At 34.9% G+C, this 23,919-nt stretch carries 26 protein-coding genes; 21 read left to right on the forward strand and 5 right to left on the reverse strand.

Annotated features, from left to right (window positions below):
- Nucleotide 1 precedes the first annotated feature (1 nt).
- From CQA38_RS05090 to CQA38_RS05125, 8 genes are all read left to right on the forward strand, one after another.
- Nucleotides 2-490, forward strand: coding sequence for an HAD-IIIA family hydrolase (locus tag CQA38_RS05090; RefSeq protein ID WP_137632922.1), 489 nt, complete (start codon nucleotides 2-4; stop codon nucleotides 488-490).
- A complete protein-coding gene (locus tag CQA38_RS05095; protein ID WP_137632923.1) occupies nucleotides 481-987 on the forward strand; it encodes an LPS export ABC transporter periplasmic protein LptC in 507 nt (168 codons plus the stop codon). Before CQA38_RS05090 ends, CQA38_RS05095 begins: the two co-directional genes overlap by 10 nt.
- Complete coding sequence (gene lptA / locus CQA38_RS05100; protein ID WP_249355199.1) at nucleotides 969-1,430, forward strand: lipopolysaccharide transport periplasmic protein LptA; 462 nt, start codon at nucleotides 969-971, stop codon at nucleotides 1,428-1,430. Before CQA38_RS05095 ends, lptA begins: the two co-directional genes overlap by 19 nt.
- On the forward strand, nucleotides 1,427-2,017 hold the full coding sequence (gene yihA / locus CQA38_RS05105; RefSeq protein WP_137632924.1) for a ribosome biogenesis GTP-binding protein YihA/YsxC: 591 nt from the start codon (nucleotides 1,427-1,429) through the stop codon (nucleotides 2,015-2,017). Before lptA ends, yihA begins: the two co-directional genes overlap by 4 nt.
- Before the next feature lies 1 nt (nucleotide 2,018).
- On the forward strand, nucleotides 2,019-2,528 hold the full coding sequence (locus tag CQA38_RS05110) for a hypothetical protein (RefSeq protein WP_137633090.1): 510 nt from the start codon (nucleotides 2,019-2,021) through the stop codon (nucleotides 2,526-2,528).
- Nucleotides 2,525-4,348, forward strand: coding sequence for a penicillin-binding protein 2 (gene mrdA, locus CQA38_RS05115; protein WP_137632925.1), 1,824 nt, complete (start codon nucleotides 2,525-2,527; stop codon nucleotides 4,346-4,348). The genes CQA38_RS05110 and mrdA overlap by 4 nt, the downstream gene beginning before the upstream one ends.
- Nucleotides 4,349-4,629: 281 nt before the next feature.
- Nucleotides 4,630-5,301 carry a hypothetical protein gene (locus CQA38_RS05120; protein ID WP_137632926.1) on the forward strand — a complete coding sequence of 224 codons (672 nt, stop codon included), beginning with the start codon at nucleotides 4,630-4,632 and terminating at the stop codon, nucleotides 5,299-5,301.
- A complete protein-coding gene (locus tag CQA38_RS05125) occupies nucleotides 5,298-5,843 on the forward strand; it encodes a hypothetical protein (RefSeq protein ID WP_137632927.1) in 546 nt (181 codons plus the stop codon). Before CQA38_RS05120 ends, CQA38_RS05125 begins: the two co-directional genes overlap by 4 nt.
- Before the next feature lie 149 nt (nucleotides 5,844-5,992).
- Here CQA38_RS05125 and queA read toward each other — a convergent pair whose 3' ends face one another.
- From queA to hemW, 4 genes are all read right to left on the reverse strand, one after another.
- Nucleotides 5,993-7,018, reverse strand: a complete 1,026-nt coding sequence (queA, locus tag CQA38_RS05130) for a tRNA preQ1(34) S-adenosylmethionine ribosyltransferase-isomerase QueA (protein WP_137632928.1) — start codon at nucleotides 7,016-7,018, stop codon at nucleotides 5,993-5,995.
- Nucleotides 7,008-7,748: a twin-arginine translocase subunit TatC gene (gene tatC / locus CQA38_RS05135; protein ID WP_137632929.1), complete on the reverse strand. Its 741-nt coding sequence runs from the start codon at nucleotides 7,746-7,748 to the stop codon at nucleotides 7,008-7,010. The genes queA and tatC overlap by 11 nt, the downstream gene beginning before the upstream one ends.
- Nucleotides 7,741-8,166, reverse strand: a complete 426-nt coding sequence (tatB, locus tag CQA38_RS09450; protein WP_137632930.1) for a Sec-independent protein translocase protein TatB — start codon at nucleotides 8,164-8,166, stop codon at nucleotides 7,741-7,743. Before tatB ends, tatC begins: the two co-directional genes overlap by 8 nt.
- Before the next feature lie 65 nt (nucleotides 8,167-8,231).
- Nucleotides 8,232-9,287 carry a radical SAM family heme chaperone HemW gene (hemW, locus tag CQA38_RS05145; protein ID WP_137632931.1) on the reverse strand — a complete coding sequence of 352 codons (1,056 nt, stop codon included), beginning with the start codon at nucleotides 9,285-9,287 and terminating at the stop codon, nucleotides 8,232-8,234.
- A 100-nt stretch (nucleotides 9,288-9,387) separates the two neighbouring features.
- Between hemW and CQA38_RS05150 the strand changes: the two genes are divergently transcribed.
- Genes CQA38_RS05150 through CQA38_RS05190 form a run of 9 tightly spaced genes read left to right on the forward strand, consistent with a single transcriptional unit; the run spans nucleotide 9,388 to nucleotide 17,870 of the window.
- Nucleotides 9,388-9,861, forward strand: a complete 474-nt coding sequence (locus CQA38_RS05150) for an RNA pyrophosphohydrolase (RefSeq protein WP_137633091.1) — start codon at nucleotides 9,388-9,390, stop codon at nucleotides 9,859-9,861.
- Nucleotides 9,861-11,066 (forward strand): aspartate kinase, encoded by a 1,206-nt coding sequence (locus CQA38_RS05155; RefSeq protein WP_137632932.1) that lies wholly within the window; start codon nucleotides 9,861-9,863, stop codon nucleotides 11,064-11,066. Before CQA38_RS05150 ends, CQA38_RS05155 begins: the two co-directional genes overlap by 1 nt.
- Entirely contained in the window at nucleotides 11,063-11,602 is a 540-nt protein-coding gene (locus CQA38_RS05160) for a HobA family DNA replication regulator (RefSeq protein WP_137632933.1), read from the forward strand. The genes CQA38_RS05155 and CQA38_RS05160 overlap by 4 nt, the downstream gene beginning before the upstream one ends.
- Complete coding sequence (locus CQA38_RS05165; protein WP_137632934.1) at nucleotides 11,599-12,207, forward strand: DNA polymerase III subunit delta'; 609 nt, start codon at nucleotides 11,599-11,601, stop codon at nucleotides 12,205-12,207. Before CQA38_RS05160 ends, CQA38_RS05165 begins: the two co-directional genes overlap by 4 nt.
- Nucleotides 12,207-13,349: a dihydropteroate synthase gene (gene folP, locus CQA38_RS05170; RefSeq protein WP_137632935.1), complete on the forward strand. Its 1,143-nt coding sequence runs from the start codon at nucleotides 12,207-12,209 to the stop codon at nucleotides 13,347-13,349. Before CQA38_RS05165 ends, folP begins: the two co-directional genes overlap by 1 nt.
- 14 nt (nucleotides 13,350-13,363) lie before the next feature.
- Nucleotides 13,364-15,304 carry an NAD-dependent DNA ligase LigA gene (gene ligA / locus CQA38_RS05175; protein WP_137632936.1) on the forward strand — a complete coding sequence of 647 codons (1,941 nt, stop codon included), beginning with the start codon at nucleotides 13,364-13,366 and terminating at the stop codon, nucleotides 15,302-15,304.
- A 1-nt stretch (nucleotide 15,305) separates the two neighbouring features.
- Entirely contained in the window at nucleotides 15,306-16,286 is a 981-nt protein-coding gene (locus CQA38_RS05180; protein ID WP_137632937.1) for a hypothetical protein, read from the forward strand.
- Nucleotides 16,283-17,062, forward strand: coding sequence for a TlyA family RNA methyltransferase (locus tag CQA38_RS05185; RefSeq protein ID WP_137632938.1), 780 nt, complete (start codon nucleotides 16,283-16,285; stop codon nucleotides 17,060-17,062). The genes CQA38_RS05180 and CQA38_RS05185 overlap by 4 nt, the downstream gene beginning before the upstream one ends.
- Nucleotides 17,028-17,870, forward strand: a complete 843-nt coding sequence (locus CQA38_RS05190) for a bifunctional riboflavin kinase/FAD synthetase (RefSeq protein WP_137632939.1) — start codon at nucleotides 17,028-17,030, stop codon at nucleotides 17,868-17,870. Before CQA38_RS05185 ends, CQA38_RS05190 begins: the two co-directional genes overlap by 35 nt.
- Nucleotides 17,871-17,999: 129 nt before the next feature.
- Here the strand turns inward: CQA38_RS05190 and flgH are convergent, their stop codons facing one another.
- Nucleotides 18,000-18,707: a flagellar basal body L-ring protein FlgH gene (flgH, locus tag CQA38_RS05195; protein WP_137632940.1), complete on the reverse strand. Its 708-nt coding sequence runs from the start codon at nucleotides 18,705-18,707 to the stop codon at nucleotides 18,000-18,002.
- Nucleotides 18,708-18,801: 94 nt separating this feature from the next.
- Between flgH and pta the strand changes: the two genes are divergently transcribed.
- The 4 genes from pta to CQA38_RS05215 all read left to right on the forward strand — a co-directional run bounded on the left by pta (nucleotide 18,802) and on the right by CQA38_RS05215 (nucleotide 23,911).
- The gene (gene pta, locus CQA38_RS05200; protein ID WP_137632941.1) at nucleotides 18,802-20,310 is read left to right on the forward strand and encodes a phosphate acetyltransferase; all 1,509 of its coding nucleotides are present in this window, start codon (nucleotides 18,802-18,804) and stop codon (nucleotides 20,308-20,310) included.
- A gap of 20 nt (nucleotides 20,311-20,330) precedes the next feature.
- Nucleotides 20,331-21,515, forward strand: a complete 1,185-nt coding sequence (locus CQA38_RS05205) for an acetate kinase (protein WP_137632942.1) — start codon at nucleotides 20,331-20,333, stop codon at nucleotides 21,513-21,515.
- Nucleotides 21,516-22,073: 558 nt separating this feature from the next.
- Nucleotides 22,074-23,258 (forward strand): acetyl-CoA C-acetyltransferase, encoded by a 1,185-nt coding sequence (locus tag CQA38_RS05210; RefSeq protein WP_137632943.1) that lies wholly within the window; start codon nucleotides 22,074-22,076, stop codon nucleotides 23,256-23,258.
- The gene (locus CQA38_RS05215) at nucleotides 23,258-23,911 is read left to right on the forward strand and encodes a CoA transferase subunit A (RefSeq protein WP_137632944.1); all 654 of its coding nucleotides are present in this window, start codon (nucleotides 23,258-23,260) and stop codon (nucleotides 23,909-23,911) included. Before CQA38_RS05210 ends, CQA38_RS05215 begins: the two co-directional genes overlap by 1 nt.
- The last annotated feature ends 8 nt before the right edge of the window (nucleotides 23,912-23,919 follow it).

Raw genomic sequence — 23,919 nt, forward strand, 5'->3', positions numbered from 1 at the left:
GATGATAGAGCTTATTTTTTTAGATATTGATGGGTGCTTAACAGATGGCAAGATCATCTATACTTCGGACAATAAAGAAATAAAAGAATTTCATGTGCATGATGGTGCAGCTATTGAAGCGTGGCTTAAACTTGGTAAGAAAATAGCTATCATTACAGGGAGAAAAAGCGAATGCGTCGCTGCAAGAGCAAAGGACTTGAAAATTGATCTTGTGTATCAAGGCGTAAAAGATAAACTTACTTGCGCTAAATCAGTGCTAAAAAGCTTGAAGTTAAATTTCAAGCAAAGTGCAGCTATTGGGGATTATTATAATGATATTACCCTTTTAGAAGCTGTAAAATTAAGTTTTAAGCCTAAAAATGCCCACAAAGCTTTAAAAGTAGATAAAAATCTTACTCACAAAGGTGGAGATGGCGCAGTAGCTGAGATGATAGAATATATCATCAAGCACAATAAAATGCAAAGAGAGTGGAATGAGCTTTGGCGATAAAAATCTTTGCTGCTTTGATGGGAATTTTTGCTTTAGTTCTTGTTTTTTTAAGCACTCAGGATTTTTATTTTATTGATTTTAAGCCTTATGGGATTGATTTTAAAAATGTTGAGTCTAAGCATATTGAAGTATATGAATTAAACTCGAGCGAAGTTTTTACTCATTTTCAAGCTTCAAGTTGGAGCAGGTATGGAGAAGATGATGTTTTTACTGAATTTAGAGTTTTTGGCTATGATTATAATTTAAGTGCAAATACGCTCAGCTTGAGTCAAAAAAATACGAAGCTTGAGGGCAATGTATTATACAAAGATGTTAATCAAACGCGCATAGAAGCCCAAAGTTTGCTTTATGATAGAGCACAAAAGCTTTTAAGCACGCAAACTGAGTTTAAGGCATATAGGGGCGTAAGTATGCTTACTGGGCAAAGTTTGATTTATGATGTGCAAAACAAAGAGTTAAATATCAAAGGAGTAAAGGCGTGGTTAGAGTCAAATTGATGCTTTTTTTCAGCCTTGCTCTTGTTTTGTATGCTGGACAGATTGAAGTGAGTGCGAGTCATTTTTATGCAGATGAAAAAAAAGGTCAAAATGTGCTTAGTGGCAATGTTATCGTAAAACACGAAAAAGATATTTTGCACTCAGCAAAACTGACTATACTCACCAATGAAAACCGCAAACCTACAAGATATATAGCCTCTGGAAAAGCTCGTTTTGATATCGTTCTTAATGGTAAAAATTATAAAGGCAGTGGAGATGAGTTTGTATATATCGTCGCACAAGATACTTATGAGATTAACGGAAATGCTTATATAGAAGAGCTTGAAAGTGGAAAAAAGCTTTTTGGCGATAAGATTGTTGTCAATAGAAAAGAAAATCTTTACAGCGTTACAAGCAAGCAAAATCAGCCTGCTCGTTTTGTGTTTGATTTGGAGGAAAAGTGATTATTGGTGCCAAATTTATAAGCTCTTTAGCCAGATACGATGAAAATGCACCCTTAGCTTGCACGCAGATTGCTTTTCTTGGACGCTCTAATGTAGGAAAAAGCTCTTTAATCAATGCTTTATGCCATCAAAAAAGTTTGGCAAAAAGCTCAAGCACGCCCGGAAAAACACAACTTATCAATCTTTTTGAGGTTATATTTAAATTCAATGAAGAAAAGCATACTTTTATCTTTGTGGATTTACCCGGTTTTGGTTATGCTAAGGTGAGTAAAGACACAAAAGAACAATGGCACAAGAGTTTAGATGAGTTTTTACGCAAGCAAAGGCAAATCAAACTTTTTGTGCATTTAGTTGATGCAAGGCATACAAATTTAGAGCTTGATGAAGGTTTGCAGCAGTATTTGCAAAGCTTTTTGCAAGCTGATCAAAGAATTTTAAGGGTTTTTACTAAGGCTGACAAGCTTAATCAAAGCCAAAAAGCAAAACTCAAGCAAAACTTTAAAGACGCCTTTCTTGTATCAAGCACAACAAAACAAGGCTTAGAAGAGCTTGAAAATGAACTTTTTAGGCAAAGTTTGGGGCTATAAAATGGCAAGACGAAAATACGGCACAAACAAAACTTTACATTACAATATCGATTTTTCCTATATTTTTCTTGCTTTGGTGTTGGTTTTTTATCAAGTATTAAGCTCTATCTTTACGCATTTGCCTATATTGATCGGTTTTTTCTTTTGTTATATGTATAGTTTGCTTCAAGAAAAAGATGAGACTTTATACGATCTTGATTTTCGCTGGTATTTTTCTTTGGTATATCTTTTATTTATTGATATAACGCATGATTTTTACCTTTTTGTGTCGTGGATTTGTTTTTTTGTGTTTTATTATTTTTGTGCGGATTGGATTAGGACGAATTTTAAAATCGGCAAATTTGTTCCGATATTTTTTGTGTTTTGCACTTATCTTTTGTTTTGTGTTTTTGATAGTATTCTTTCTTATATTGACAATGCAAATATTAAAATTTTTGGTCGTGATTATTTTATCAGCATGGGTGTAGAAGCTTTACTTTGCTATCTTTTCTTTAAGGATAAAATCCGATGAGAATGCGTTTGGTTGTCGCTTTTATCTTTTTATTTTTTGTTTTGCTTTTAAGTAGAATTTATTATTTGAGTATAAAATCAAATATATATTATGAAGAAATGGCAAAGCAAAATGCGATAAAAACAAGATTTTTACCTCCTACAAGAGGCTTGATTAAAGATAGCAAAGGCAAGCTTTTAGCAGATAATGATCTTGGTTTTAGTATCGCTATAAAGCCGTATTTAAATATAAAAAAGCAAAATCAAGGGCTTTTAGATGAAGAGCTTTTTGTGCTTTCGCAAACCTTTCCTGATCTAAATGTTACGCTTTTAAAGCGAAATTATATCAAAGAGGATTCTTATTATAATCAAGATTTTATTGATATTGTGGATTTTATCCCTTATGGTGAGATGATACCGCATTTTTCTCAGCTAAACTTAAGAGAAAATTTACAAATTACGCCCATTGTTAAAAGAAGGTATCCTTATGGCAAGCTAGCAAGCCATATCATCGGCTATATAGGCAAGGCGAATTTGCAAGATATGAATGAAAATGAGATCGCAAAACTGACAAATTACACTGGAAAAAGTGGCATAGAGCGGTATTATAATGAAATTTTGCAAGGACAAAAAGGTGTGCGTGAAGTAAAAGTTGATGCACACAACAAAGAAATAGAAGAAATTTCTTTTCAAAAAACAAGTTCAAATGACATAAGCTTAACTATAGATATTCAATTGCAAAGCTTTTTAAGCGAGCTTTTTGCTGATAATGCTGGCGTTGCGATCATCATGGAGGCAAATACAGGCGCCATTTTAGCTGCTGGAAGCTTCCCAGAATATGATTTAAATCCTTTTGTTACCGGAATTTCAGTGCAGGATTGGAAAGAGCTTTCAAATAGCCCAGATCATCCATTTACAAACAAAATGGTAAATGGGCTTTATCCGCCCGGTTCTATCATCAAAATGGGCACGGCTCTTGCTTTTTTAAACTCAAGAAGTATTAATACCGCTACAGAGTTTTATTGTGCTGGTTTGATAGAGTTAGGAGGCAGAAATTTTCGCTGCTGGAACCGATCAGGGCATGGAGATATGAACCTTAAGCACGCCATTGCTCAAAGTTGTGATGTGTATTTTTATGAGGGTGGCTTAAAAGTAGGTATAGATCAAATCAGCTCAACTCTTGGTAAAATAGGCTTTGGGAGTAAAACAGGAGTGGATTTGCCAAATGAGTTTGTTGGCACAGTGCCAAGTAAAGAATGGAAAATGCAACGTTATAAACAGCCTTGGTATCAAGGAGAAACCTTAAATACAAGTATAGGGCAGGGAAATTTCTTAGTTACGCCTATACAAGTGGCTAAATATACCGCTCAAATCGCTGTTGGAAAGAATGTTAATCCGCATTTTCTCAAAGAGATCGAAGGCGAGCTTGACGAAAATACAAGAAAAGAATACCAAATACAAGATAAAGAAGAGGACGAGCTTTTTAATGTCTTTGAAAAAAGTCAATTGCCTGCTTTAAGAGAAGCTATGCTTGCTGTTACTAAACAAGAAGGTGGCACGGCGTATCGCTTTTTTAAGGATTTACCTTTAAGTGTAGCTGGAAAAACAGGCACAGCGCAAGTGGTGGGCTTTTCTCAAGCTGAAAAGCGAAACATTAGGGAAAAGGACTTAAAGTATTATTCTCGCTCACACACTTGGCTTACAAGCTTTGCGCCTTATAAAAAACCCCAATATGTCGTAAGCGTCTTACTTGAACACGGCGGCAGAAGTATAAGTTCAGGCGAACTTACAGCTGCGATTTATAGAAAAATGCTTGCTATGGGTTATTTTAATGAAAATTAAAGTTAAATTTTAATGCAAGAAGTTTAAATTTAAACACAACAAAAACATAATATATCTTTAAAATAAAGCTTAAAAATTGTGTTTTGGCTTTAAAAAACCTTAAGTTTTATCTTAGAATTTGAGCCACAAAATCCAACCAAAACCTTATTTTCCCATCATTTTTCTTAACATAACTCAAGATTAAATTTTCTTTAATTTTTAAGCATTTCTTAAGGGGGGGGGGGGCTATAATTTGACTTTATTTTGATAAAACAAAGCAACTTTCAAATAAAGGAGACAAGATGGATGAAAATAGTCCCAATCCGGTCCTAAGAGATTTAGCTATGGATTTGGAAGGTTATGTTGTGTTTGATATGGGGTTAAATTTAGCAAACCATGTAAGAAAAACTACGCTCATATATGATAAAGACGCTATATCTGGCGTTTTTATAAAGACTGATAGTCTAGTGGCTGTTGTTATGAGCTTAAAGAAACTTACTTATTTTGAAAATTTGCATAATGAGATAAATAGGCTCTATGAAATTAAACTTAAGCTCTTAAAAGAGAGTGGGCGAGAAATTTTTGCAGGTCTTTATATAGAAAATTTTGAAGGCGATTTGTATCATAAAATACTAGCTTTTAGGGACGAGTTTGAATGCAAGTGGAGCAAGCTTTATGCTCAAAACCAACACGCTATGCCAAATTGTGTAAGCTTTGGTGAGTCTTATTTTATGAAGCTGTGGCAACCTCCACTTAGACAGAGTCCTTGTTATGAATTTTATGATTTGCATGATAGCACGGATGAGGATAGGCTGCTTGGGCGTCGGTATTTTGTGGATAATTGCAAGGAGCATTTGACAAATCATTTTGGATATGACTTAGGAAATGTTTATACCAGTGAGTCAAAGCAAAGTGCTAGCCTCAGTGATTTTTCAGGGCTTACGATTTATCTTGATAGGGAGTATATGAGATGAAAAAGTGTATTTGTGTTTTGTTGTTATTGTGTGGGGTGAGTTGGGCTGTAGATGATGCTATTGAAAATATGTATGATGCAGTTAGCGAGGATGCAGTGTCACCAGCATGTTATAATAGTGAGGGACATTATTCCCGGGCATGTGATGACACTAATCATTGCTTGGCTGGTCCTCGCGGTGATAAAGATACTAGAGAAGCCTGCTTTAGTGTGGCAAGTCCATTTCTTCCTGGTGGTGGATATGCTTCTTTCGCTAGCAAGAAGGATTATGGTAAAAAAGAGCTTTATCTTCTATCCGTAGCATGTAATAAGGGCGATTGGCATTCTTGTGGTTGGTTAGCCGAAAGATTTCGCACAGGCGATGGTGTTAAAAAAAATATGTTAAAATACAGGGCTTATGAATTAGAAGCTTGTGATTTGGCGTTTAAACAATATATTGATGAAAATAATGATGAAAGCATCCCCTATCTCTCTTGTTTGCTAGTTGCTCAAGGCATGTATCACGGAAAAAAATGGCTGGAAAAAGAATCCAAAAAAAGCTGAAGAGTATTATAAAAAAGCATGCGAACTGAGTAAAAATTGGGGGGGGGGGCGTATGAGGAGCCTTGCGAAGAGTATATGAAGTATTTTATGTGAGATGAATTTTTCATCATTTTATAATTTTACCCTAAAACCCTTTAGGGTAAAGCCTCCTACACAATCAACATCGCATCTCCATAAGAATAAAAGCGGTAATGTTTCTTAATGGCTTCTTCATAAAGTTTAAGCGTCATTTTTCTACCTATAAAGCTTGCTACAAGCATGATAAGCGTGGATTTTGGCAGATGAAAATTTGTTAAAAGATAGTTTTGTCTTAAGGGTGGATTGCGAGGATGTAAAAAAAGCGTGCATTCTCCGCTTTTTTGCTGTGTTCTTGCGAAATTTTCAATCACCCTTGTTGTAGTGGTGCCAACTCCAAGTATAGGCTTATCACTTTGTAAAAGCTTTATTAGCTTTTCATCGATAAAAAAGCGTTCAGCGTGCATTTTATGCTCGTTTAAAAACTCAGCCTCAACGCTTTTAAAAGTCCCAGCACCCACATGCAAAGTAAGCGTGTAAATTTCATGCTTTAAGGCAAGTTCTTTGAGTTGATTTTTTGAAAAATGAAGGCTTGCAGTTGGGGCTGCAATGCTTCCTTCATACCTTGCAAATTCGCTTTGATAATTTATCTCATCGCTTTTTTCATCAGCTCTTTTGATATAAGGAGGCAAAGGCACATGTCCTATTTTTTCAAGCTTTAAAAAAAGCTCATTTTCGCTAAGCTCTTTTTGAGACTCAAAAAAACGCACCTGCCTAAAGCCATCATCACTTAATGTAACAATTTTAGCTTTTAAATTTAAATCAAATTCTAAAACATCTCTTGGCTTTACTCTGCCTTTAATCTGCACTAAAAAAAGCCCATTAGCTAAGGCTTTATGATATAAAAGTTCGATTTTTGCTCCGCTTTGTTTTCTGCCATAAATTCGAGCTTTTATCACCTTAGTATCGTTAAAAATGATGGCACAAGGAGGCAAAAACTGCTCTAAATTTCCAAAAAAAGTATGGCTTAACTTTTGTTTTGCTCGCTCATAAACTAAAAGCTTGGCATTTTCTTTAGGTAAAATGGGCTTTGTAGCTATGAGTTCTTGAGGCAAATCATAATCATAACTTGCGACACGCAAATCCTCATCATTTCTCATCAAATGTTTCTTTTTGGGCTGGGTTGATTTTCTTAGCGATAAAGATAGAAAGCAAATACAGCAAGCACAAAGGTCCTGCCATTAAAAACTGAGAAAGTATATCAGGTGGAGTCATAAGGGCTGAAAAGATAAAGATTACAAGCACTGCTACTCTAAAATGTTTTTTTAAAAAAGCATCATCGATGAGATTAAGCTTTGCAAGAAAAAAGGTTAGCACAGGCATTTCAAAAGCCAAACCAAAGGCTATCATGAGCTTTGTAAAAAAGCCAACATAAGGTCCAAGACTGATTAAGGGAGCTAAATTCTGCGTTACAGCTCCAAAATGAATGAGAAAAGCAAAAGCCATAGGCACAGCGATAAAATAACAAAATCCAGCCCCAAGCAAAAACATAATAGTCGCAGAAACGACAAAAGGGATAACCATGCGTTTTTCATTATCATAAAGCCCCGGAGCTATAAATTTCCAAAGCTGCCAAAAAATCACCGGCAAAGAAAAGATAAAACCCGCAAAAAAACTCACTTTCATCGAAGTAAAGATAGGTTCGGTAAGCTCTGTGAAAGTCATCTTGTTTGAAAGCTCAGGCAAAGCATCACGCACAGGTTTAGTTAAAATGCTGATGAGGTATTCATTAAAAAACAAACACACGATAAAAAAACCAAGAAGCACGACAACGCTGATAAAAAGCCTTTTTCTTAGCTCGATCAAATGAGGGCGAAGTTCTTCAAACATGTTTTACCTCTTTTTGCTCTTGAGCTTCTTGGTTTGTTTCTTTTGTATCATTTGGACTTAAATTGTTCTCATTGATATGCTTTTTAGCCTCTTTTAAATCATCTTCTATAGTGCTAAGATTTTTTTTAATCTCGTTTGTATCAGCTAGAATTTCTTTTTTTAGCTCGTCAAATTCTTCAAAACTAAGCTTTTTTCTTATGTTTTGATTATACTCTGAAAATTCATCTTTGTATTTTTGGCTTTCTTCTTTAAGCTCGCTAATTCTTAGTTCTTTTTCTATGCTTTCTTTAGCTTCATTAACTTGCTTTTTAAGGGCTTTGATGATTTTAGCAATCTGCGCTATAGTGCTTGGCAATTTATCAGGTCCTAAGACTAAGATCGCTACGATAACGATGACGATGATCTCGCCCATACTCATCTTTTTTTCCTTTGAAATTTAAAACTTGAGGCTTAATTTTACACAAATTTGCCTAAAATTTCCTTTTAGTTTTGCAAAAATAAGACAATTTCATCACTAAGTAAGAAATTTGTATTAAAAAAACGATGATTTTTGTAGATAAGCTTTTTTTTCTCGCTTAAAAACAAAGCTTTTTCAAGCTCATTTTGACTTAGTTTTTTTTCATCTATACCCACACAGCTTCTTAGTCCTAAAAACAAATGCTCTAAGTGCAAATCTTCCTTACTTAAAGGCTCTATTTTCCTAAAACAAGGCTCTTTGATATAGCTTTGTAAATTGGCTTTGGTATAAAAGCGTCTATCATCTTTAAAACCGACACTGCTTAAACCACAGCCTATATAGTTTTTACCTTGCCAATAGGCTAGATTGTGCTGGCATTTTTTACCAAAGTTGCTTATCTCATACTGCCTTAAGCCTAAATTTTCTATATTTTTGATAAAGTATTTCATCAAATTTGAAGCATTTTTTTTATAATGCAATTTCTTGCTAAAAGCGGTGTTTTTTTCTATGGTAAGATGATACGCACTGATATGAGTAAAAAGCTTTTTTAAAGAATTTAAATTTGCAAGCTCAAAATCAAGCATTTTTTTTGTATCCATTTTTGTATCATAAATCATATCGATATTTATATTTTTAAAGCCGACACAATTTGCATTTTCAAGAGCGTCAAGCACTTCTTTAAAGCGATGTATGCGTCCTAGAAAATGAAGTTTTTTTTCATTAAAACTTTGCACGCCAAAAGAAATTCTATTTAAACCAAAACTTTTCATTGTCTTAAGCCAGTTTTTATCTGCTGAGTTTGGATTAGCTTCGCTTGTAAGCTCAGCATTTGGGGCTAAAAAGGGTTGCAAAAACTCAAAAATAGGCTCATAAAAACAAGCTTTAATCACGCTTGGCGTGCCTCCGCCGATGAAAAGTGTTTGTATGCTTTGTTTTTGTGTGTTAAAATTTTGTATTTGAGCTTTTATGTCTTCAAGTAAGGCAGACATATAAGGCTTTTCAAGTTTATTTGTGGCTAAAGAAGTAAAGGCACAATAATGACATTTGCTTTCACAAAATGGGATATGAAGATATAAATGCAAAAATAAGCCTTAATTTAAATGAAATTTGAGAAAATTTTAATAAAAAATTGATTTATATTAGGTTAAAATTAGGCTAAAAAAATAAAAAGTTGAGTTGAATTTGACACAAGCTGAGAAAAAATATAGATTAAATGTCGCTGCAATAGTGCTTTCAAGCACCTATCCTTTTGAGTGCAAGATCATGCTTGCAAAGCGAAATGATATAGATAATATTTGGCAATTTCCTCAAGGCGGTATTGACGCTGGAGAAAATCCCAAAAGTGCTTTATTAAGAGAGCTTGAAGAGGAGATAGGTACGGCTGAGGTTGAGATTATCAGCGAATATCCAAAGTGGCTGCAGTATGATTTTCCAAGCAAGGTGAGCGAAAAAATGTATCCTTATGATGGGCAAAGACAAAAGTATTTTTTGGTGCGTTTAAAGGCAAATGCAAGGATAAATTTACAAACCAAAGAACCAGAATTTGAAGAGTATAAATTTGTAGATTTAAAAAAACTTTTTACGATGATCCATCATTTTAAAAGACCTTTATATGTTAAGGTGATTCGGTATTTTCAAGAGAAAGGATTTATGTAATGCTTATCGTTCAAAAGTATGGTGGAACGAGCGTTGGGGACTTAAAACGCATAGAAGAAGTCGCTAAAAGGGTTATAAAGACAAAAAAAGAAGGCGCAAAGCTTGTGGTTGTCGTTTCTGCGATGAGTGGGGTGACAAACGAGCTTATAGATTATGCTCATCATTTTTCAAAACAGCCCAATGCCAAAGATATGGATATGCTCTTAAGTAGTGGCGAACGCGTTACTTCAGCTTTATTAAGCATAGCTTTAAATGAACAAGGCTATAAAGCTCTTTCTTTTTCAGGCAGAAAAGCTGGTATTATCACAGATAGCGTTTTTACTAAAGCAAGGATAGAAAAGATCGATACAAGAGCTTTGCAAGAAGCCTTAGATGATGATTATATCGTCGTCGTGGCTGGTTTTCAAGGCGTGAATGAACAAGGCGAAGTAACAACGCTTGGACGCGGGGGAAGTGATTTGAGTGCTGTGGCTTTGGCGGGTGCTTTAAGGGCTGATTTATGTGAAATTTATACTGATGTTGATGGGGTTTATACAACTGATCCGCGCATAGAACCAAAAGCAAGAAAGCTTGATAAAATTTCTTATGAAGAAATGCTTGAGCTTGCAAGTTTGGGAGCAAAAGTGCTTCAAAATCGTTCTGTGGAGCTGGCTAAAAAACTTGATGTAAAACTCATCACAAGAAGTAGTTTTAATAACAATGAAGGAACAATGATTACGAAAGAGGAAGGTATGGAACAAGCTTTAGTAAGTGGTATAGCTATGGATAAAAACCAAGCAAGAGTAACTTTAAGACAGATTGAAGATAAGCCCGGAATTGCAGCTGAAATTTTTTCAGCCCTTGCGGCAAGAAATATCAATGTTGATATGATTATTCAAAATGTCGGCGTTGATGGGGCGACAAATTTAGGTTTTACTGTGCCTGAAAACGAGCTTGATTTAGCCAAAGAAACAATGCAAAATATCTTAGGAGCTAAAAGCCTTATCGAAACAGACAAAGAAGTCGTAAAAGTTTCAGTTGTGGGTGTGGGTATGAAATCGCATTCTGGAGTAGCTTCAGCTGCTTTTCAGTGTCTTGCAGATGAGGGTATAAACATACAAATGATCTCCACAAGTGAGATTAAAATTTCAATGATAGTGCAAGAAAAATACGGCGAACTTGCCTTAAGAGCTTTACATAAAGTATATAAGCTGGATGAAAAATGAGTGAAAATATCCTAAGCTACGCCCTAAAAAGTATTCGTGAGGGTGGTAGCTTTATGGCGTGGCTGGAGACAAAAAGACTTGAGCTTGTGCCACTTTTAAGTGCGAGATTAAGGCTTTTGGTGCTTGAAAATAAGCCCTTTGTATTGATGTGTGATGAAGAGCGAACTTGGTATGAATCATATTTGCTTGAAAATATCAATGCCAAGGCATATCGTCCGCTTGTGCCTATCTTTTCTTTAGGGGCTTTATGCAAAAAAAAAATCGAAAAGAACGAGGATATAGCACTTTTAAATGACTTGCTTGAGCTTTCATTTCCTAATGGTTTTGTGTATTTTTATATAGGTTCAAATTTGGATAAAAAAGCTCAAATTGCTAAGTCAAAAGATAATAGCTTGCTTTGGCTTTTTGATGAGGAATTGCAAAATAGTTTTTATCTTAATAGTAAAGATAAGGACTTAGATAGCAAATTACTCTCACTTTACAAGCTTTTTGATGAAATGCTTGATGCGATTTTGTTTTCAAGGGTGAGCCTTTGAGTTTTGTAAGCAAAATTCTTATCAGCGATGATTTTGAGGGCTTAAAAGAAAAACTTATCAAAGAATTTGGTGAAAAAAATTTGCGTTTTATCCCCAAAATTCCAGCAAATGAGCTTTTAATGGAAGATGCCAGAGCCATAGAAAAAGAAAGTTATATAGCAGAAAATACTCAAAAAATCATCATCATCATGGCAAAGGCTTTTCGCACAGAGGCTCAAAATTTCTTACTCAAACTCCTTGAAGAGCCACCAAGAAATATTAAATTTCTTATCATCAGCCCCTCAAAAAATTTGCTTTTACCAACCATACGTTCAAGGTTGATTTGTGAGAATTTAAAGCCTAAAAAAACAAGAAAAGCCCTAGAGCTTAACCTTAAAAATTTTGATTTAAAAGAACTTCTTGCTTTTTTACAAAAAAATGAAGGCTTAGATAAAAGCGAGCTTATACAGCTTATCGCTCAGCTTGGGCTAGAAGCAAGTAAAAATAAAAATTTAAGTGAAAAAGAACTTGAGTTTTTTTATGAGGCTTATGAGCTTGCAAAGCTTAATTCAAAGCCAAGTATCTTGCTTTCAAGCCTACTTTTAACACTATATGAGGCAAAATAATGCTGTGTTTTCATATCGATGAAAAGAGTGATTTTCATGTGCTTTGTAAGTTTATAAAACCTCATAAAATAGGCGAAAAGCTTATGGGTGCAAAGAGTAAATTGCATTTTTTTTTCATCCAAAACTTATCCACCCCAGCTGCAAATATACTCAAACAAGACGCCTTAAGAGTAGGAGCAGAGCTTGTTACTCAAAGTGAGGTTATACTTGGCAAGATTAGGCATTCAAATGCTTTATTAATCGCTAATGAAGAGCAAATTGCTAAGCTTGTAGCCAAAGAAAAAATGCAAGATTTCAAGCTTAAAGAACTAGCGAAATTTTTAGAAAAAAAATTTATAAAGCCAAAAACTGCAAAGCTTATGGGGGTGTTAAATATCAATGAGGATAGTTTTAATGCTCAAAGTAGGGTAAGCTTAAACGAGCTTGAAGCAAGGCTTGAAACTCTTTTAGAGCTTGAGCCCGAATTTATTGATATAGGAGCGGTTAGCTCAAGACCGGGCAGTGAGTATTGTGGGAGCGAGGAGGAGTTTAAAAGGATAAAGCCAGCCCTTGATTTGATTTATCAAAAAGGCTTTTATGAAAAGGCGATTTTTAGCCTTGATAGTTTTGATTATACTTGTTTAAAATACGCTTTAGATAGAGGTTTTAAGCTCATTAATGATATAAGTGGGCTTAAAAATTTAGCTCTAGCCCAGCTTGCTAGAGAATATAAGGCGTATTATTGCTTAATGCACATACAAAATGATCCTAAAACCATGCAAATTAAGCCTCATTATGAAAACTTACTTTTTGAAATTGCCAGTTTTTTTGAAGAAAAGCTTGAGTTTTTAAAAGATTTAGAAGCTGATAAAATCATCTTAGATGTAGGTATAGGCTTTGGTAAAACCCCGGAGCATAATCTCTTGCTTATTAAGCATTTAAGCCATTTTTTGCAGTTTGAAAAGCCTTTGCTTGTAGGTGCAAGTAGAAAAAGTCTTATAAATGCGTATTTTAAAAGTGAGATAAAGGATCGCTTGGCTGGTTCTTTAAGCTTGCATGCAAGAGCTTTTGAAAATGGAGCAAGTATCATAAGAACACATGATGTATATGAGCATAAGCAGTATTTTACCTTGCAAAACGCGATAAATGAGCTTGGAATTTAAAAAAGGACTTAAAAATGACTTATGAAGATTATCTTGAAAAAATACAGCTTGCAAACACTTATGCAAGGGCGTATTATGAAAAAGATGAGCCTTTGGCAAGTGATGAGGAGTATGATAAGCTTATAAGAGAGCTTAGAGCCTTTGAGGCAGACAATCCAAGTTTGATCGATAAAAACTCACCTACTCAAAATGTAGCTCCAGCCATACAAAGCGAATTTCATAAGCTAAAACACAAAGAAAGAATGTGGAGTATGGAGGATATTTTTGATGAAGCTGAGCTTAGGGCTTGGGCAAAACGTGCAAAATGCGAAGAAAATTTTTTTATAGAGCCTAAATTTGATGGAGCAAGTTTAAATTTAACTTATGAAAATGGAGAGCTTATAAGTGGAGCTACAAGAGGAGACGGCGAACTTGGCGAGGATATAAGCTTAAATGTCCGCCAAATCGCAAATATCCCAAAAACTATATCTTATCAAGGAAATATAGAAATCAGAGGCGAAGTAGTGATTTTAAAAGCAGACTTTGAAAAGCTTAACGAAAAAAGAGCCAGCGAAGGATTAAGCCTTTTTGCCAATCCTCGCAACGCAGCAAGTGGGAGTTTAAGACAGCTTGATACAAGCATTACAAAAGAGCGGAATTTGATGTTTTTTCCTTGGGGTGTGGGAGCAAATTCTTTAAATTTTCAAACTCATGCTGAAGTTATGGACTTTGTGAGAGGACTTGGCTTTTTAAAAGATGATTTTATCAAGCTTTGTGCGAATTTAGATGAGGTTTTAAAAGCCTATGATGAGCTTTTGGCTTTAAGAGAAAGCAAGGGCGTGATGATGGATGGCATGGTTGTAAGAGTCAATGATCTTAAGCTTTGTGAAGAGCTTGGTTATACAGCAAAATTTCCAAAATTTATGGCAGCTTTTAAATTCCCAGCTCTTGAAAAAACAACGCGTTTATTAGGAGTAAATTTACAAGTTGGACGCAGTGGGGTTCTTACGCCTGTGGCTGTTTTAGAAGCTGTTGATTTAGATGGAGTAAGGGTAAAATCAGCTTCTTTGCATAATTTTGATGAGATAGCAAGGCTTGATATAAGGATAAATGATGAGGTTAATATCATTAGAAGTGGAGATGTTATCCCAAAGATCACAAAGGTGTTTAAAGAGCGTAGGCAGGGCTTTGAGCAGCTTATCACTCGCCCAAAACTTTGCCCTATTTGTCAAAGCGAGCTTTTAGATGAGGGGGCTTTGATTAAGTGTCAAAACCTTGATTGTGAGGCTAGAGTGCTTGAGAGCATTATTTATTTTGTATCTAAAAAATGCTTAAACATAGATGGCTTAGGGCAAAACATAGTAGAGCTTTTATACAAAAAGGGTAAAATTCATTCAGCTTTAAGTATCTTTGATCTTAAAAAAGAAGATTTTGAGAATTTAGAGGGCTTTAAGGATAAAAAGATTAATAATATCCTAGAAGCCATAGAAAATGCCAAAAACTGCGAGCTTTTCCGCTTTATCAGTGCTTTAGGCATTGAGCATATTGGCGAGGTTGCAGCTAAAAAGCTGGCAAATAGTTTTGGCTTTGAATGGATTGATAAAAATAAGCAAGACTTTGAAAACCTAGAAGGCTTTGGTGTGCAAATGGCTGAGAGCTTGGCTGAGTTTTTGCGTGTAAATAAAGAAAAAATCCTTCATTTTTATGAAATTTTAAAGCTTACTCACACTCAAAGCACGCAAAATGAAAGTGAACTTTCAGGCAAAAGTATAGTCATAACTGGCACGCTTTCAAAGCCAAGAGAGCAGATAAAAGCAAGGCTAGAAAGCTTGGGAGCTAAAATCAGCTCTTCAGTATCTAAAAAAACTGATTTTGTGCTATATGGAACTGAGGCTGGAAGCAAGCTTGAAAAAGCAAGAGAACTTGGGGTGAAAACACTCACAGAAGATGAATTAAACGAGCTTTTAGCTAAATAATATGCGATTTTTTACCCTTTTTTCACTCTTTGCATTTTGCTTACTTTGGCAGGAGTTAGCCTTTGCTTTTGTGCTTTTGCTTTTACCTTTATATGTGATATTTCATGAGCTTTTTATCTTTTTCAAAGCAAGAAAAATGATTATTAAAAGAGCAACTTTAAGGCAAAATGCCTTGCTTTATAAGCTTACTAAGGGGGATTTTTTTTCAAAAAGCCTAGCTTTTGTCTTTGCTTTTGGTATTTGGCTTCATTTGGTTTTAAACTTAATGCTAGCTGGACTTTTGGATTTGCTTTTTTTATTTGTAATTTTTCCATGTTTTTTTGTGCTTGTTGTTTTATTTTTTAGAACCCAGTTTAAAAAACACCCTTATAATATCTTTAAATTCATACTTTTTGCAAGCTTGCCTTGCGCGTTTTGTTATGCTTTAGTGCAAGTTTTTATGCTTGAAAAAACAGAGGCTTTTTTATATCTTAGTAATAATATTGATGCGTATAAAACAAGTACACTTGCTTTTATTGATAGCTTTTCTCAAGCCTTGCATATGTTTTTGGTGTTTAAAAATTTTTTATTATTATTAAGTGATGATTTGAGTATTTATGTTCTTGTATTTTGCTTTGATTTTATGAATTTTTTTACTCAAGCTTTAGCTTTTGGATTTGTGTATAGCTTTGTGTTTAAGGGCAAGATGGATTTTTTCTTATGCCTTGTTTTTGGACTTTTGCTTTTGTTTGTATATGATGAAAAGAAAAATGAGGAGCATAAATACCAAGATAAAATTCCTCTTCTCATGCAAAATTTAGATCAAAGCTCGCTTTTTCTTGATGAAAATTTAAGCCTTTTAAAACAAAAAAATCAAAATTTTTACCAAGAGCTTGAAAGCTTAAGAACTTTGCTTGATAAAAATGCCTTTGATATGGGAATTTGGTGGTTTTCAACTGATAAAGATAAGCTTAAAAAAGACTTAGATGAGCTCTTGCAATGAGATATGATAGCTTTGTGAGCAAAAAGCTTGAAATTTCAAGAAACAAAGCCCTAGAGCTGATAGAAAACAAGCAAATCATGCTCAATCAAAGCTTTTTTAAGCCAGCCTTTGATATAAAGGCTTATTATCTAAGCTTAAAAAACGAGCATACTAAGCAAGAACTAAGCCAAAAAGAACTTTTAGAAAATAAGGCTTTAAATTTAAAGCTTTTAAGTCAACTTTATGTTTCAAGGGCAGCTTTTAAGCTTGAGGCATTTTTAAAAGAAGTTAAGCTTGATATAAGGGGCAAAAGCTGTCTTGATATAGGCTCTAGCACAGGAGGTTTTGTGCAGGTTTTGCTTGAAAATGAGGCTAAAAGCGTGCTTGCTTTAGATGTTGGAGCAGGGCAGTTACATGAAAGCTTGCGTTTAAACTCAAGGGTAAAAAGTCTTGAAAATACGGATTTAAGAGACTTTGCAAGAACTTATGAGGGGCAAAAATTTGAGCTTATTACTTGTGATGTGAGCTTTATCTCACTTTTACATTTGTTAGCTTTCATCGATAAGCTAGCAAATGCTTATATTATCTTGCTTTTTAAGCCTCAATTTGAAGTCGGTAAAGAAGCAAAAAGAGATAAAAAAGGCGTTTTAAAAGATGAAAAAGCCATCAATTTGACAAGAAAAAGCTTTGAAAAAGCCTGTATGCAACTTGGCTGGCTTTTACAAACAAGTATAAAATCAAGCTTAAAAGGAAAGGAAGGTAATGTCGAGTATTTTTACCTGTATTCAAAAAGATAGGATTGAAAGTCTTGCTATAGGTAGGTTTGATGGAATGCACCTTGGGCATTTCAAGCTTTTTTCTCATCTTGATAATAATCCAGCACTCTTGCTTATCGATACAAAAAAGCCTTTTGCGCTTACAAGTTTAGAGGATAAAAAAGAGCTTGTGGATTTTGAGCTTATTAATGTGGATTTTTCACTGCTTAAAGAACTAAGCGGAGAGGCGTTTTTAAAACTTTTAAGGCTTGAGTTTAAGAATTTAAAAAAGATTGTTGTGGGTGAGGATTTTCGCTTTGGCAAAGATAGGGCTTTTAATGCAAAAGATATTGAGCCTTTAAGTGGGATTAAAACACTTATTGTAAGGGAATTTGAACTTGATGGAGTGGGAGTGCATTCAAGTAAGATTAAGGAGTTTTTGAGTGAGGGTTTGATTGAAAGGGCAAATGCTTTTTTAGGAAGAAACTATAAGATTAGTGGCGAGCTTATTAGCGGACAAGGACTTGGTTCAAAAGAGCTTTTTGCTACGCTTAATCTTGATACAAAAGAGCAGTATTTTTTACCTAAAAATGCAGTATATGCAAGCCATACCATAGTGCAAAATCAAGCTTTTAAAAGTGTAAGTTTTATCGGCAAACGTCTAAGTACTGATGAAAAATTCAGCATAGAAACGCATATCATCGAGCCTTTTTCGCTTAAGGTTTTAAAAAATGAGCATATAGCCTTAAAATTTAAAGCTTTTTTAAGAGAAAATCAAAAATTTAACACCCTTATAGAGCTTAAAGCTCAAATTCAAAAGGATATTAACAAGGCTTTATCTGTGCTTTGAAAATTTAAAAGCGATATTTTAGAAAATTATAAAGAAGTTGGGCTTACAGGTATGGGATTATCCTAGCTAAAGCTTTGCGATGACATCAAGCTTGTCATCGCAAATTTATAGCTTGTTTTTGGCATTTGCTTAATAAGGCCAAATGGCTTCAAATATGCTTGTTCCCCAAGGCTTTCTCGTGCTTCTTGCGACATCACCTTCAGTTTTGTATAGGATTTTTGCATCAGCTATGTAACGACTATCTATGGTATTGTCTTGTCCTATATCATAAGGGCGGATTACACCGCTAAGTTGTATGGTTTGTTTTTCGCCATTGATAAGAAGTTCTCTTGAGCCTTCGATGAAATAATTTCCATTTGCAAGGATTTTAATCACACGGGTTGAGATGGTAGTATTAAAGCTTTCATTTCTTGTTTGCGAGCCTTGTCCTGTGTAGTTTGAGTTTGAATTTGTCCCAAAGCCTATATTTGAATAATCGCTAATTGTATTTGCTATACTTGATAAAGCCCCACCAGCTGTAAGCGTAGCCCCACCTAAATTTGTGTTATTTGTTTTTGAAGTGGCTTTATTAGCTTGCGTGCTTTGTGTAGTGCTTTCTTGTATGGTAACAGTTACAAGATCATTAACATTCATCGCTTTTTTATCTGAAAATAAGGGATTGTCTCCCTTACCAAAAAGCGATCCGGGCGCTATTTCGACATTATTTGTTTGTTTTGGTGCAAGTTCTTCTACATAAGCGGGCGGTTTCATACTGATTTGTGGTTCAACACCAGCTCCACATCCTGTTAAAAAATAAGCTGCTACCAAAGAGCTCACGCAAAAAATCCTTTTTTTCATTTTTCTTCCTTAATAAAAGTTTATTTTTAATAAAATCTTAGTAAAATTATAAAAGCAAATTGAGTTCCAACTTTAAAAAAAGCAAGGAGTAAAAATGAGAAGTTTATACCTCATTCGTTCTGATCAAAAGGAGATAAACCTCAAAATCAGCACCCAGTTGCTAGAAAATTTATGTAAAAAGCATAAAAACCTAGCCCTTTTTTGCCCAGTGGTGAGTGAAGATACCATAGAAACACTTAAAAATCTCATCACTAAATTCAAACTCAAACAAGACTTAGCAAGCGTGTATAGTTTTAATTTTCAAAATGGCACCAAGCAATACAACGACGATCAAAATCTTTTTACTGATAAGATCATTAATGACTATGAAAATTTAAAAGCAAATTATGATTTTGTTTTTGTTGTGGGTTTTTCAAGGTTTGGGATTTTAGGCTCTTTTGAGATTAATACCCGTCTTGCAAAAGAGCTTAACACGCCAATTTATGCTATAGTAGATAAAAATAATGCCAAAATGTGCGATGATTATCTACAAAAACGTCTTGAAAGCAAGAATTTTGTTATTATTGATGAATGGTTTAATCAAGAAAATGTAAAAGAGCTTGATGATTATACCTTTTTAACACCTAATCGCTTTCGTTACAAGCTTATACAAAGTGCTAAAAAAGACAAAAAAATCGTTGTGTTACCAGAAAGTGATGATGATAGGATCATTGAAGCTAGTGGAATTTTGCTCGAGCAAGAAGTTGTCGATCTTATCTTGCTTGGCAATGAAAAAGAAGTCAAAGAAAGAGCAAACAGGCTTGGCGTTGATCTTAAAAATGCACAAATTCTTGATCCAAAAAACTCGCCTTTTCATGATGAGTTTGCAAACACGCTTTATGAAGCAAGAAAAGCAAAGGGTATGAGCTTAGAAGAAGCAAAAAAACTCGTGCTTGATCGCACTTTTTTTGGCACACTCTTAGTGCATACTCAAAAAGCTGATGCTATGGTAAGTGGAGCTTCTACAACTACAGCTGAGACTATACGACCGGCTTTACAGCTCATTAAAACAAAACCAAATGTAAAAACCGTTTCAGGTATGTTTTTTATGAGCTTAGAAGATAGGCTTTTGGTGTTTGCTGATTGTGCGGTTACGCCAAATCCTACCCCAGAGCAAATTGCAGAGATAGCTTATACTAGCGCAAGCACAGCCAAAGCCTTTGGGCTTGATCCAAAAGTAGCTATACTTTCTTACTCAAGTGGAAGCAGTGGCAGTGGCATAAGTGTAGAAGCAAGCAAAGAAGCGCTAAAAATAGCAAAAGAGCGATATCCAGAACTTTGTGTTGATGGACCTTTGCAGTTTGACGCAGCTTATGATCCACTCACTGCAAAAAGCAAAATGCCCGGTTCAAAAGTCGCAGGCTATGCAAATGTTTTTGTATTCCCAGACTTAAATGCTGCAAATATAGGCTATAAAGCCGTGCAAAGAACGGCTGGAGCGCTTGCTATAGGTCCTATCTTACAAGGACTTAAAAAGCCAGTAAATGACTTAAGTCGAGGCTGCTTGGTTGATGATGTAGTAAATACTGTCATTTTAAGTGCGATTCAAGCACAAGATAATTAAATTTTGATAAAAGGAAAACAATGAAAATTTTAGTATTAAACTCGGGTTCAAGCTCGATTAAATTTAAGCTTTATGAAGATAAAACCGCTGTTGCAAGCGGACTTGTTGAAAAGATAGGTGAAAGTGATTCTAAAGTGGAGCTTAAAGATATCGCTAAAGATAAAAAATACTCACGCGAAGGAGCAATCGCAAATCATGAAGTAGGTTTAAGTCTTGTTAATGAACTTTTTAAAGAATCAGGGCTTTTGCATGATTTAAATGAGCTTGATGGTTGCGGACATAGAGTCGTGCAAGGTGGAGCAAAACTAATTAATCACTGCGTCGTTGATGAGGCTGTGCTAAATGAAATTCAAAGAGTAAGCGTTATGGCACCTTTACACAACCCAGCCCACATAGCTGGCATTAAAACTATGCAAAAAGCTGCCCCTAAGGTAAAAAATGTCGTTGTATTTGATACGGCGTTTCATTCAACTATGCCAGATTTTGCGTATATGTATGCTTTGCCTTATGAGTATTTTGAAGAAGATAAGATTAGAAAATATGGCTTTCATGGCACTTCTCATTCTTATGTAAGTAAAAAAGCCGCTGAGTTTTTAGGTATGGAGCTAAACAAATTTAACGCTATTACCGCTCATCTTGGAAATGGCGCGAGTGTAAGTGCTATAGAAGGTGGAAAATGCGTGGATACTTCTATGGGACTTACTCCGCTTGAAGGGTTGATGATGGGAACAAGATGTGGGGATATTGATCCAGCTATCGTGCCTTATCTTGCTAAAACTAAGGGCTTAAATCCAGAGCAAATCGATAATATAATGAATAAAAAAAGTGGATTTTTAGGAATTTGTGGCTTTAATGACTTAAGAGATGTTGAAGCACAAATCGAAAAAGGCGACAAAAAAGCAAAACTCGCCCAAGATATGTATATCTACCGCCTTGCTAAATACATAGGCTCATATTTTGCTATCTTGCCACGTACTGACGCACTTATCTTTACAGCTGGAGTTGGCGAAAATTCTGATCTTGTGCGAAAACTTGTGTGTGATAAACTTGCTCATCTTGGTTTTGAGCTTGATGAAAGCGTAAATAAAGGCTTAAGAGGCAAGCTTTGTGAAATTTCTAAAGCAGGTTCAAAGGTAAAAATTCTCATCGTGCCAACTGATGAAGAGCTTGAAATCGCTACCATCACAGAAAATTTGATTAAATAACCTTTTTTCCTCTATCTTTAAAAAACTTCAGTATGCAAAAAGCTTACATACTGAAGTTTGATTAATTAGATACTTTAAGTAAAATTATCTATTTTTTATTATATTGCTTTGAATGCGATAGATTTAAAAAAACGAAATTAAAAAATGAAAATTTGCTTTCTCAATTTTCTTGATTTTATATTTTAGATTTTTAAGATTATTATTATTGATTGTTCTTATCATTTATAGTTTTTGTTGTTCTATGGTATTTTTATTATACCTACTTGAATTTAAATATGATAAAATAAATATTTAATATAATATCTCTCCCTTTAGCCAAAATAATTCTATATTTTTTACACAATAATTTCTATCAAAAAGTAAAAAATATTAAATAAAACTTAAATATAAAAGTAATAAAAATGAAAAATTTGTTACTTTATTACTCAAAAAAATTAAAATAAACTTAAAAAAAGCATTTTTTTCTTTTTTGGAAATAAGAATTTTTAATTTTTGTTATCATTGAGCTTATGAGGTGAAAAACAAGAGTAGTCTCAAATTCTTTTTTAGGAGCAAACAATGCAAGAAGTTGTTATTGTAAGTGCGAAAAGAACCGCGTTGGGTTCTTTTATGGGTAGCTTGAAAAACACCAAAGCGGTGGATCTAGCAAGTGCTGTTGCTAAGGCGATTTTCGCAGAAACCAAGATTGATCCAAATCTTGTTGATGAAGTGATTTTAGGACAAATCCTTCAAGCAGGACAAGGACAAAACTCTGCTAGACAAGTCTTAATCAATAGCGGAATTGATCAAAGCAAATCTGCTTTTACGATCAACAAAGTATGTGGCTCTGGACTTAAAGCCATAGGTTTAGCACAACAAAGCATAGCTTTAGGAGATGCTGAAGTGATACTTGCAGGTGGAGCTGAGAATATGTCGATGTCTCCGTATTTGCTCGAAGGAATTCGAGAAGGCTATAAAATGGGCGATAAAAAAGTCGTTGATAGTATGATTAAAGATGCTTTATCTTGCGCTTTTAATAATTACCATATGGGTATTACTGCTGAAAATTTGGTAAAAAAATACGGCTTAACAAGAGATGAACAAGATAAATTTGCTCTTGAGTCTCAAATCAAAGCTAAAAAAGCCTTAGAATCAGGCGTTTTTAAAGATGAGATCGTGCCTATAACATTAAAAAGCAAAAAAGGCGACACTATCTTTGATAAAGATGAGTTTGTAAAACTTGATGCAAGTGCTGAAGGACTTAATAAACTCAAACCAGCCTTTGACAAAGAAGGTTCAGTAACAGCTGGAAATTCATCAGGTATCAATGACGGAGCAGCCCTAGTGCTTGTAATGAGTAAGGCAAAAGCTCAAGCTTTAAATCTTCCTATACTAGCCACAATCAAAGCCGTAGCAGCAGCTGGTGTTGATCCAAGTATCATGGGTATAGGAGCAGCAGCAGCAGCTCAAAAAGTGCTTGATAAAGCTAAGATGAGTATCAATGATATCGATGTAATCGAAGCAAATGAAGCTTTTGCAGCCCAATCTCTAGCGTGCTTAAAAGAGCTAAAACCAAATGATCTTTCCAAAATCAATATCAATGGTGGAGCTATAGCTTTAGGACATCCAGTTGGTGCAAGTGGAGCAAGAATCACCGTAAGCTTACTTCACGAGATGAAAAGAAGAAAAGCAAAACACGGCTTAGCAACTCTATGTATAGGTGGCGGGCAGGGAATCGCTGCTATTTTTGAAAGGAATGAATAATGAAAAAAATCTCTGCAAAAGAAGCGGCAGCTTTAATCAAAGATGGTGATTCTGTAATGATGGGTGGCTTTTTGGGTTGTGGCACAGCGCATAAATGTGTTGATGCCCTGCTTGAAGCTGGAACAAAGAATTTAACAATGATAGGCAATGACACAGCTATGGCTGATTATAGTTATGGTAAGCTTGTTGTGGCTGGACAGCTAAAAAAAGTCATCGCCACTCACATAGGCACAAACAAAGAAACCGGAAGATTGATGAGTGAAGGACAACTTGAAGTTGATCTTGTGCCACAAGGAACTTTAGCTGAGAGGATAAGAGCTGGAGGATATGGACTTGGTGGTGTGCTTGTAACTACAGGACTTGGCACTGATGTAGCTAAGGGTAAAGATATAGTTAAAGTTGATGGTAAAGAGTTCTTGCTTGAAAAGGCTTTGCGTGCAAAAGTTGCACTTATCTATGCTACAAAGGCTGATAAATACGGCAATCTAAGCTATGATGGCACAACAAGAAATTTTAATGTCGTAATGGCTATGGCGGCTGATATAGTCATCGTTGAAGTTGAAGAATTTGTCGATGGTGCCTTAGATCCAAACCAAGTGATCATTCCTGGCGTCGTGGTTGATTACATAGTAGAAAGCAAAAAGGAGAAATAATGGCACTA

Origin of the sequence: Campylobacter sp. MIT 12-5580, from assembly GCF_005406235.1 — a bacterium.
Lineage (GTDB): Bacteria > Campylobacterota > Campylobacteria > Campylobacterales > Campylobacteraceae > Campylobacter_D.

Bases quoted from the DNA above. Each gene is read 5' to 3' on its own strand.
- CQA38_RS05205 (WP_137632942.1), top strand. From the start codon at position 20,331: ATGAAAATTTTAGTATTAAACTCGGGTTCAAGCTCGATTAAATTTAAG.
- CQA38_RS05210 (WP_137632943.1), top strand. From the start codon at position 22,074: ATGCAAGAAGTTGTTATTGTAAGTGCGAAAAGAACCGCGTTGGGTTCT.
- CQA38_RS05090 (WP_137632922.1), top strand. From the start codon at position 2: ATGATAGAGCTTATTTTTTTAGATATTGATGGGTGCTTAACAGATGGC.
- CQA38_RS05185 (WP_137632938.1), top strand. From the start codon at position 16,283: ATGAGATATGATAGCTTTGTGAGCAAAAAGCTTGAAATTTCAAGAAAC.
- flgH (WP_137632940.1), bottom strand. From the start codon at position 18,707: ATGAAAAAAAGGATTTTTTGCGTGAGCTCTTTGGTAGCAGCTTATTTT.
- tatC (WP_137632929.1), bottom strand. From the start codon at position 7,748: ATGTTTGAAGAACTTCGCCCTCATTTGATCGAGCTAAGAAAAAGGCTT.
- CQA38_RS05215 (WP_137632944.1), top strand. From the start codon at position 23,258: ATGAAAAAAATCTCTGCAAAAGAAGCGGCAGCTTTAATCAAAGATGGT.
- queA (WP_137632928.1), bottom strand. From the start codon at position 7,018: ATGAGAAATGATGAGGATTTGCGTGTCGCAAGTTATGATTATGATTTG.
- ligA (WP_137632936.1), top strand. From the start codon at position 13,364: ATGACTTATGAAGATTATCTTGAAAAAATACAGCTTGCAAACACTTAT.
- folP (WP_137632935.1), top strand. From the start codon at position 12,207: ATGCTGTGTTTTCATATCGATGAAAAGAGTGATTTTCATGTGCTTTGT.
- CQA38_RS05160 (WP_137632933.1), top strand. From the start codon at position 11,063: ATGAGTGAAAATATCCTAAGCTACGCCCTAAAAAGTATTCGTGAGGGT.
- CQA38_RS05125 (WP_137632927.1), top strand. From the start codon at position 5,298: ATGAAAAAGTGTATTTGTGTTTTGTTGTTATTGTGTGGGGTGAGTTGG.
- pta (WP_137632941.1), top strand. From the start codon at position 18,802: ATGAGAAGTTTATACCTCATTCGTTCTGATCAAAAGGAGATAAACCTC.
- CQA38_RS05120 (WP_137632926.1), top strand. From the start codon at position 4,630: ATGGATGAAAATAGTCCCAATCCGGTCCTAAGAGATTTAGCTATGGAT.
- tatB (WP_137632930.1), bottom strand. From the start codon at position 8,166: ATGAGTATGGGCGAGATCATCGTCATCGTTATCGTAGCGATCTTAGTC.
- CQA38_RS05155 (WP_137632932.1), top strand. From the start codon at position 9,861: ATGCTTATCGTTCAAAAGTATGGTGGAACGAGCGTTGGGGACTTAAAA.
- CQA38_RS05110 (WP_137633090.1), top strand. From the start codon at position 2,019: ATGGCAAGACGAAAATACGGCACAAACAAAACTTTACATTACAATATC.
- CQA38_RS05190 (WP_137632939.1), top strand. From the start codon at position 17,028: ATGTCGAGTATTTTTACCTGTATTCAAAAAGATAGGATTGAAAGTCTT.
- CQA38_RS05180 (WP_137632937.1), top strand. From the start codon at position 15,306: ATGCGATTTTTTACCCTTTTTTCACTCTTTGCATTTTGCTTACTTTGG.
- mrdA (WP_137632925.1), top strand. From the start codon at position 2,525: ATGAGAATGCGTTTGGTTGTCGCTTTTATCTTTTTATTTTTTGTTTTG.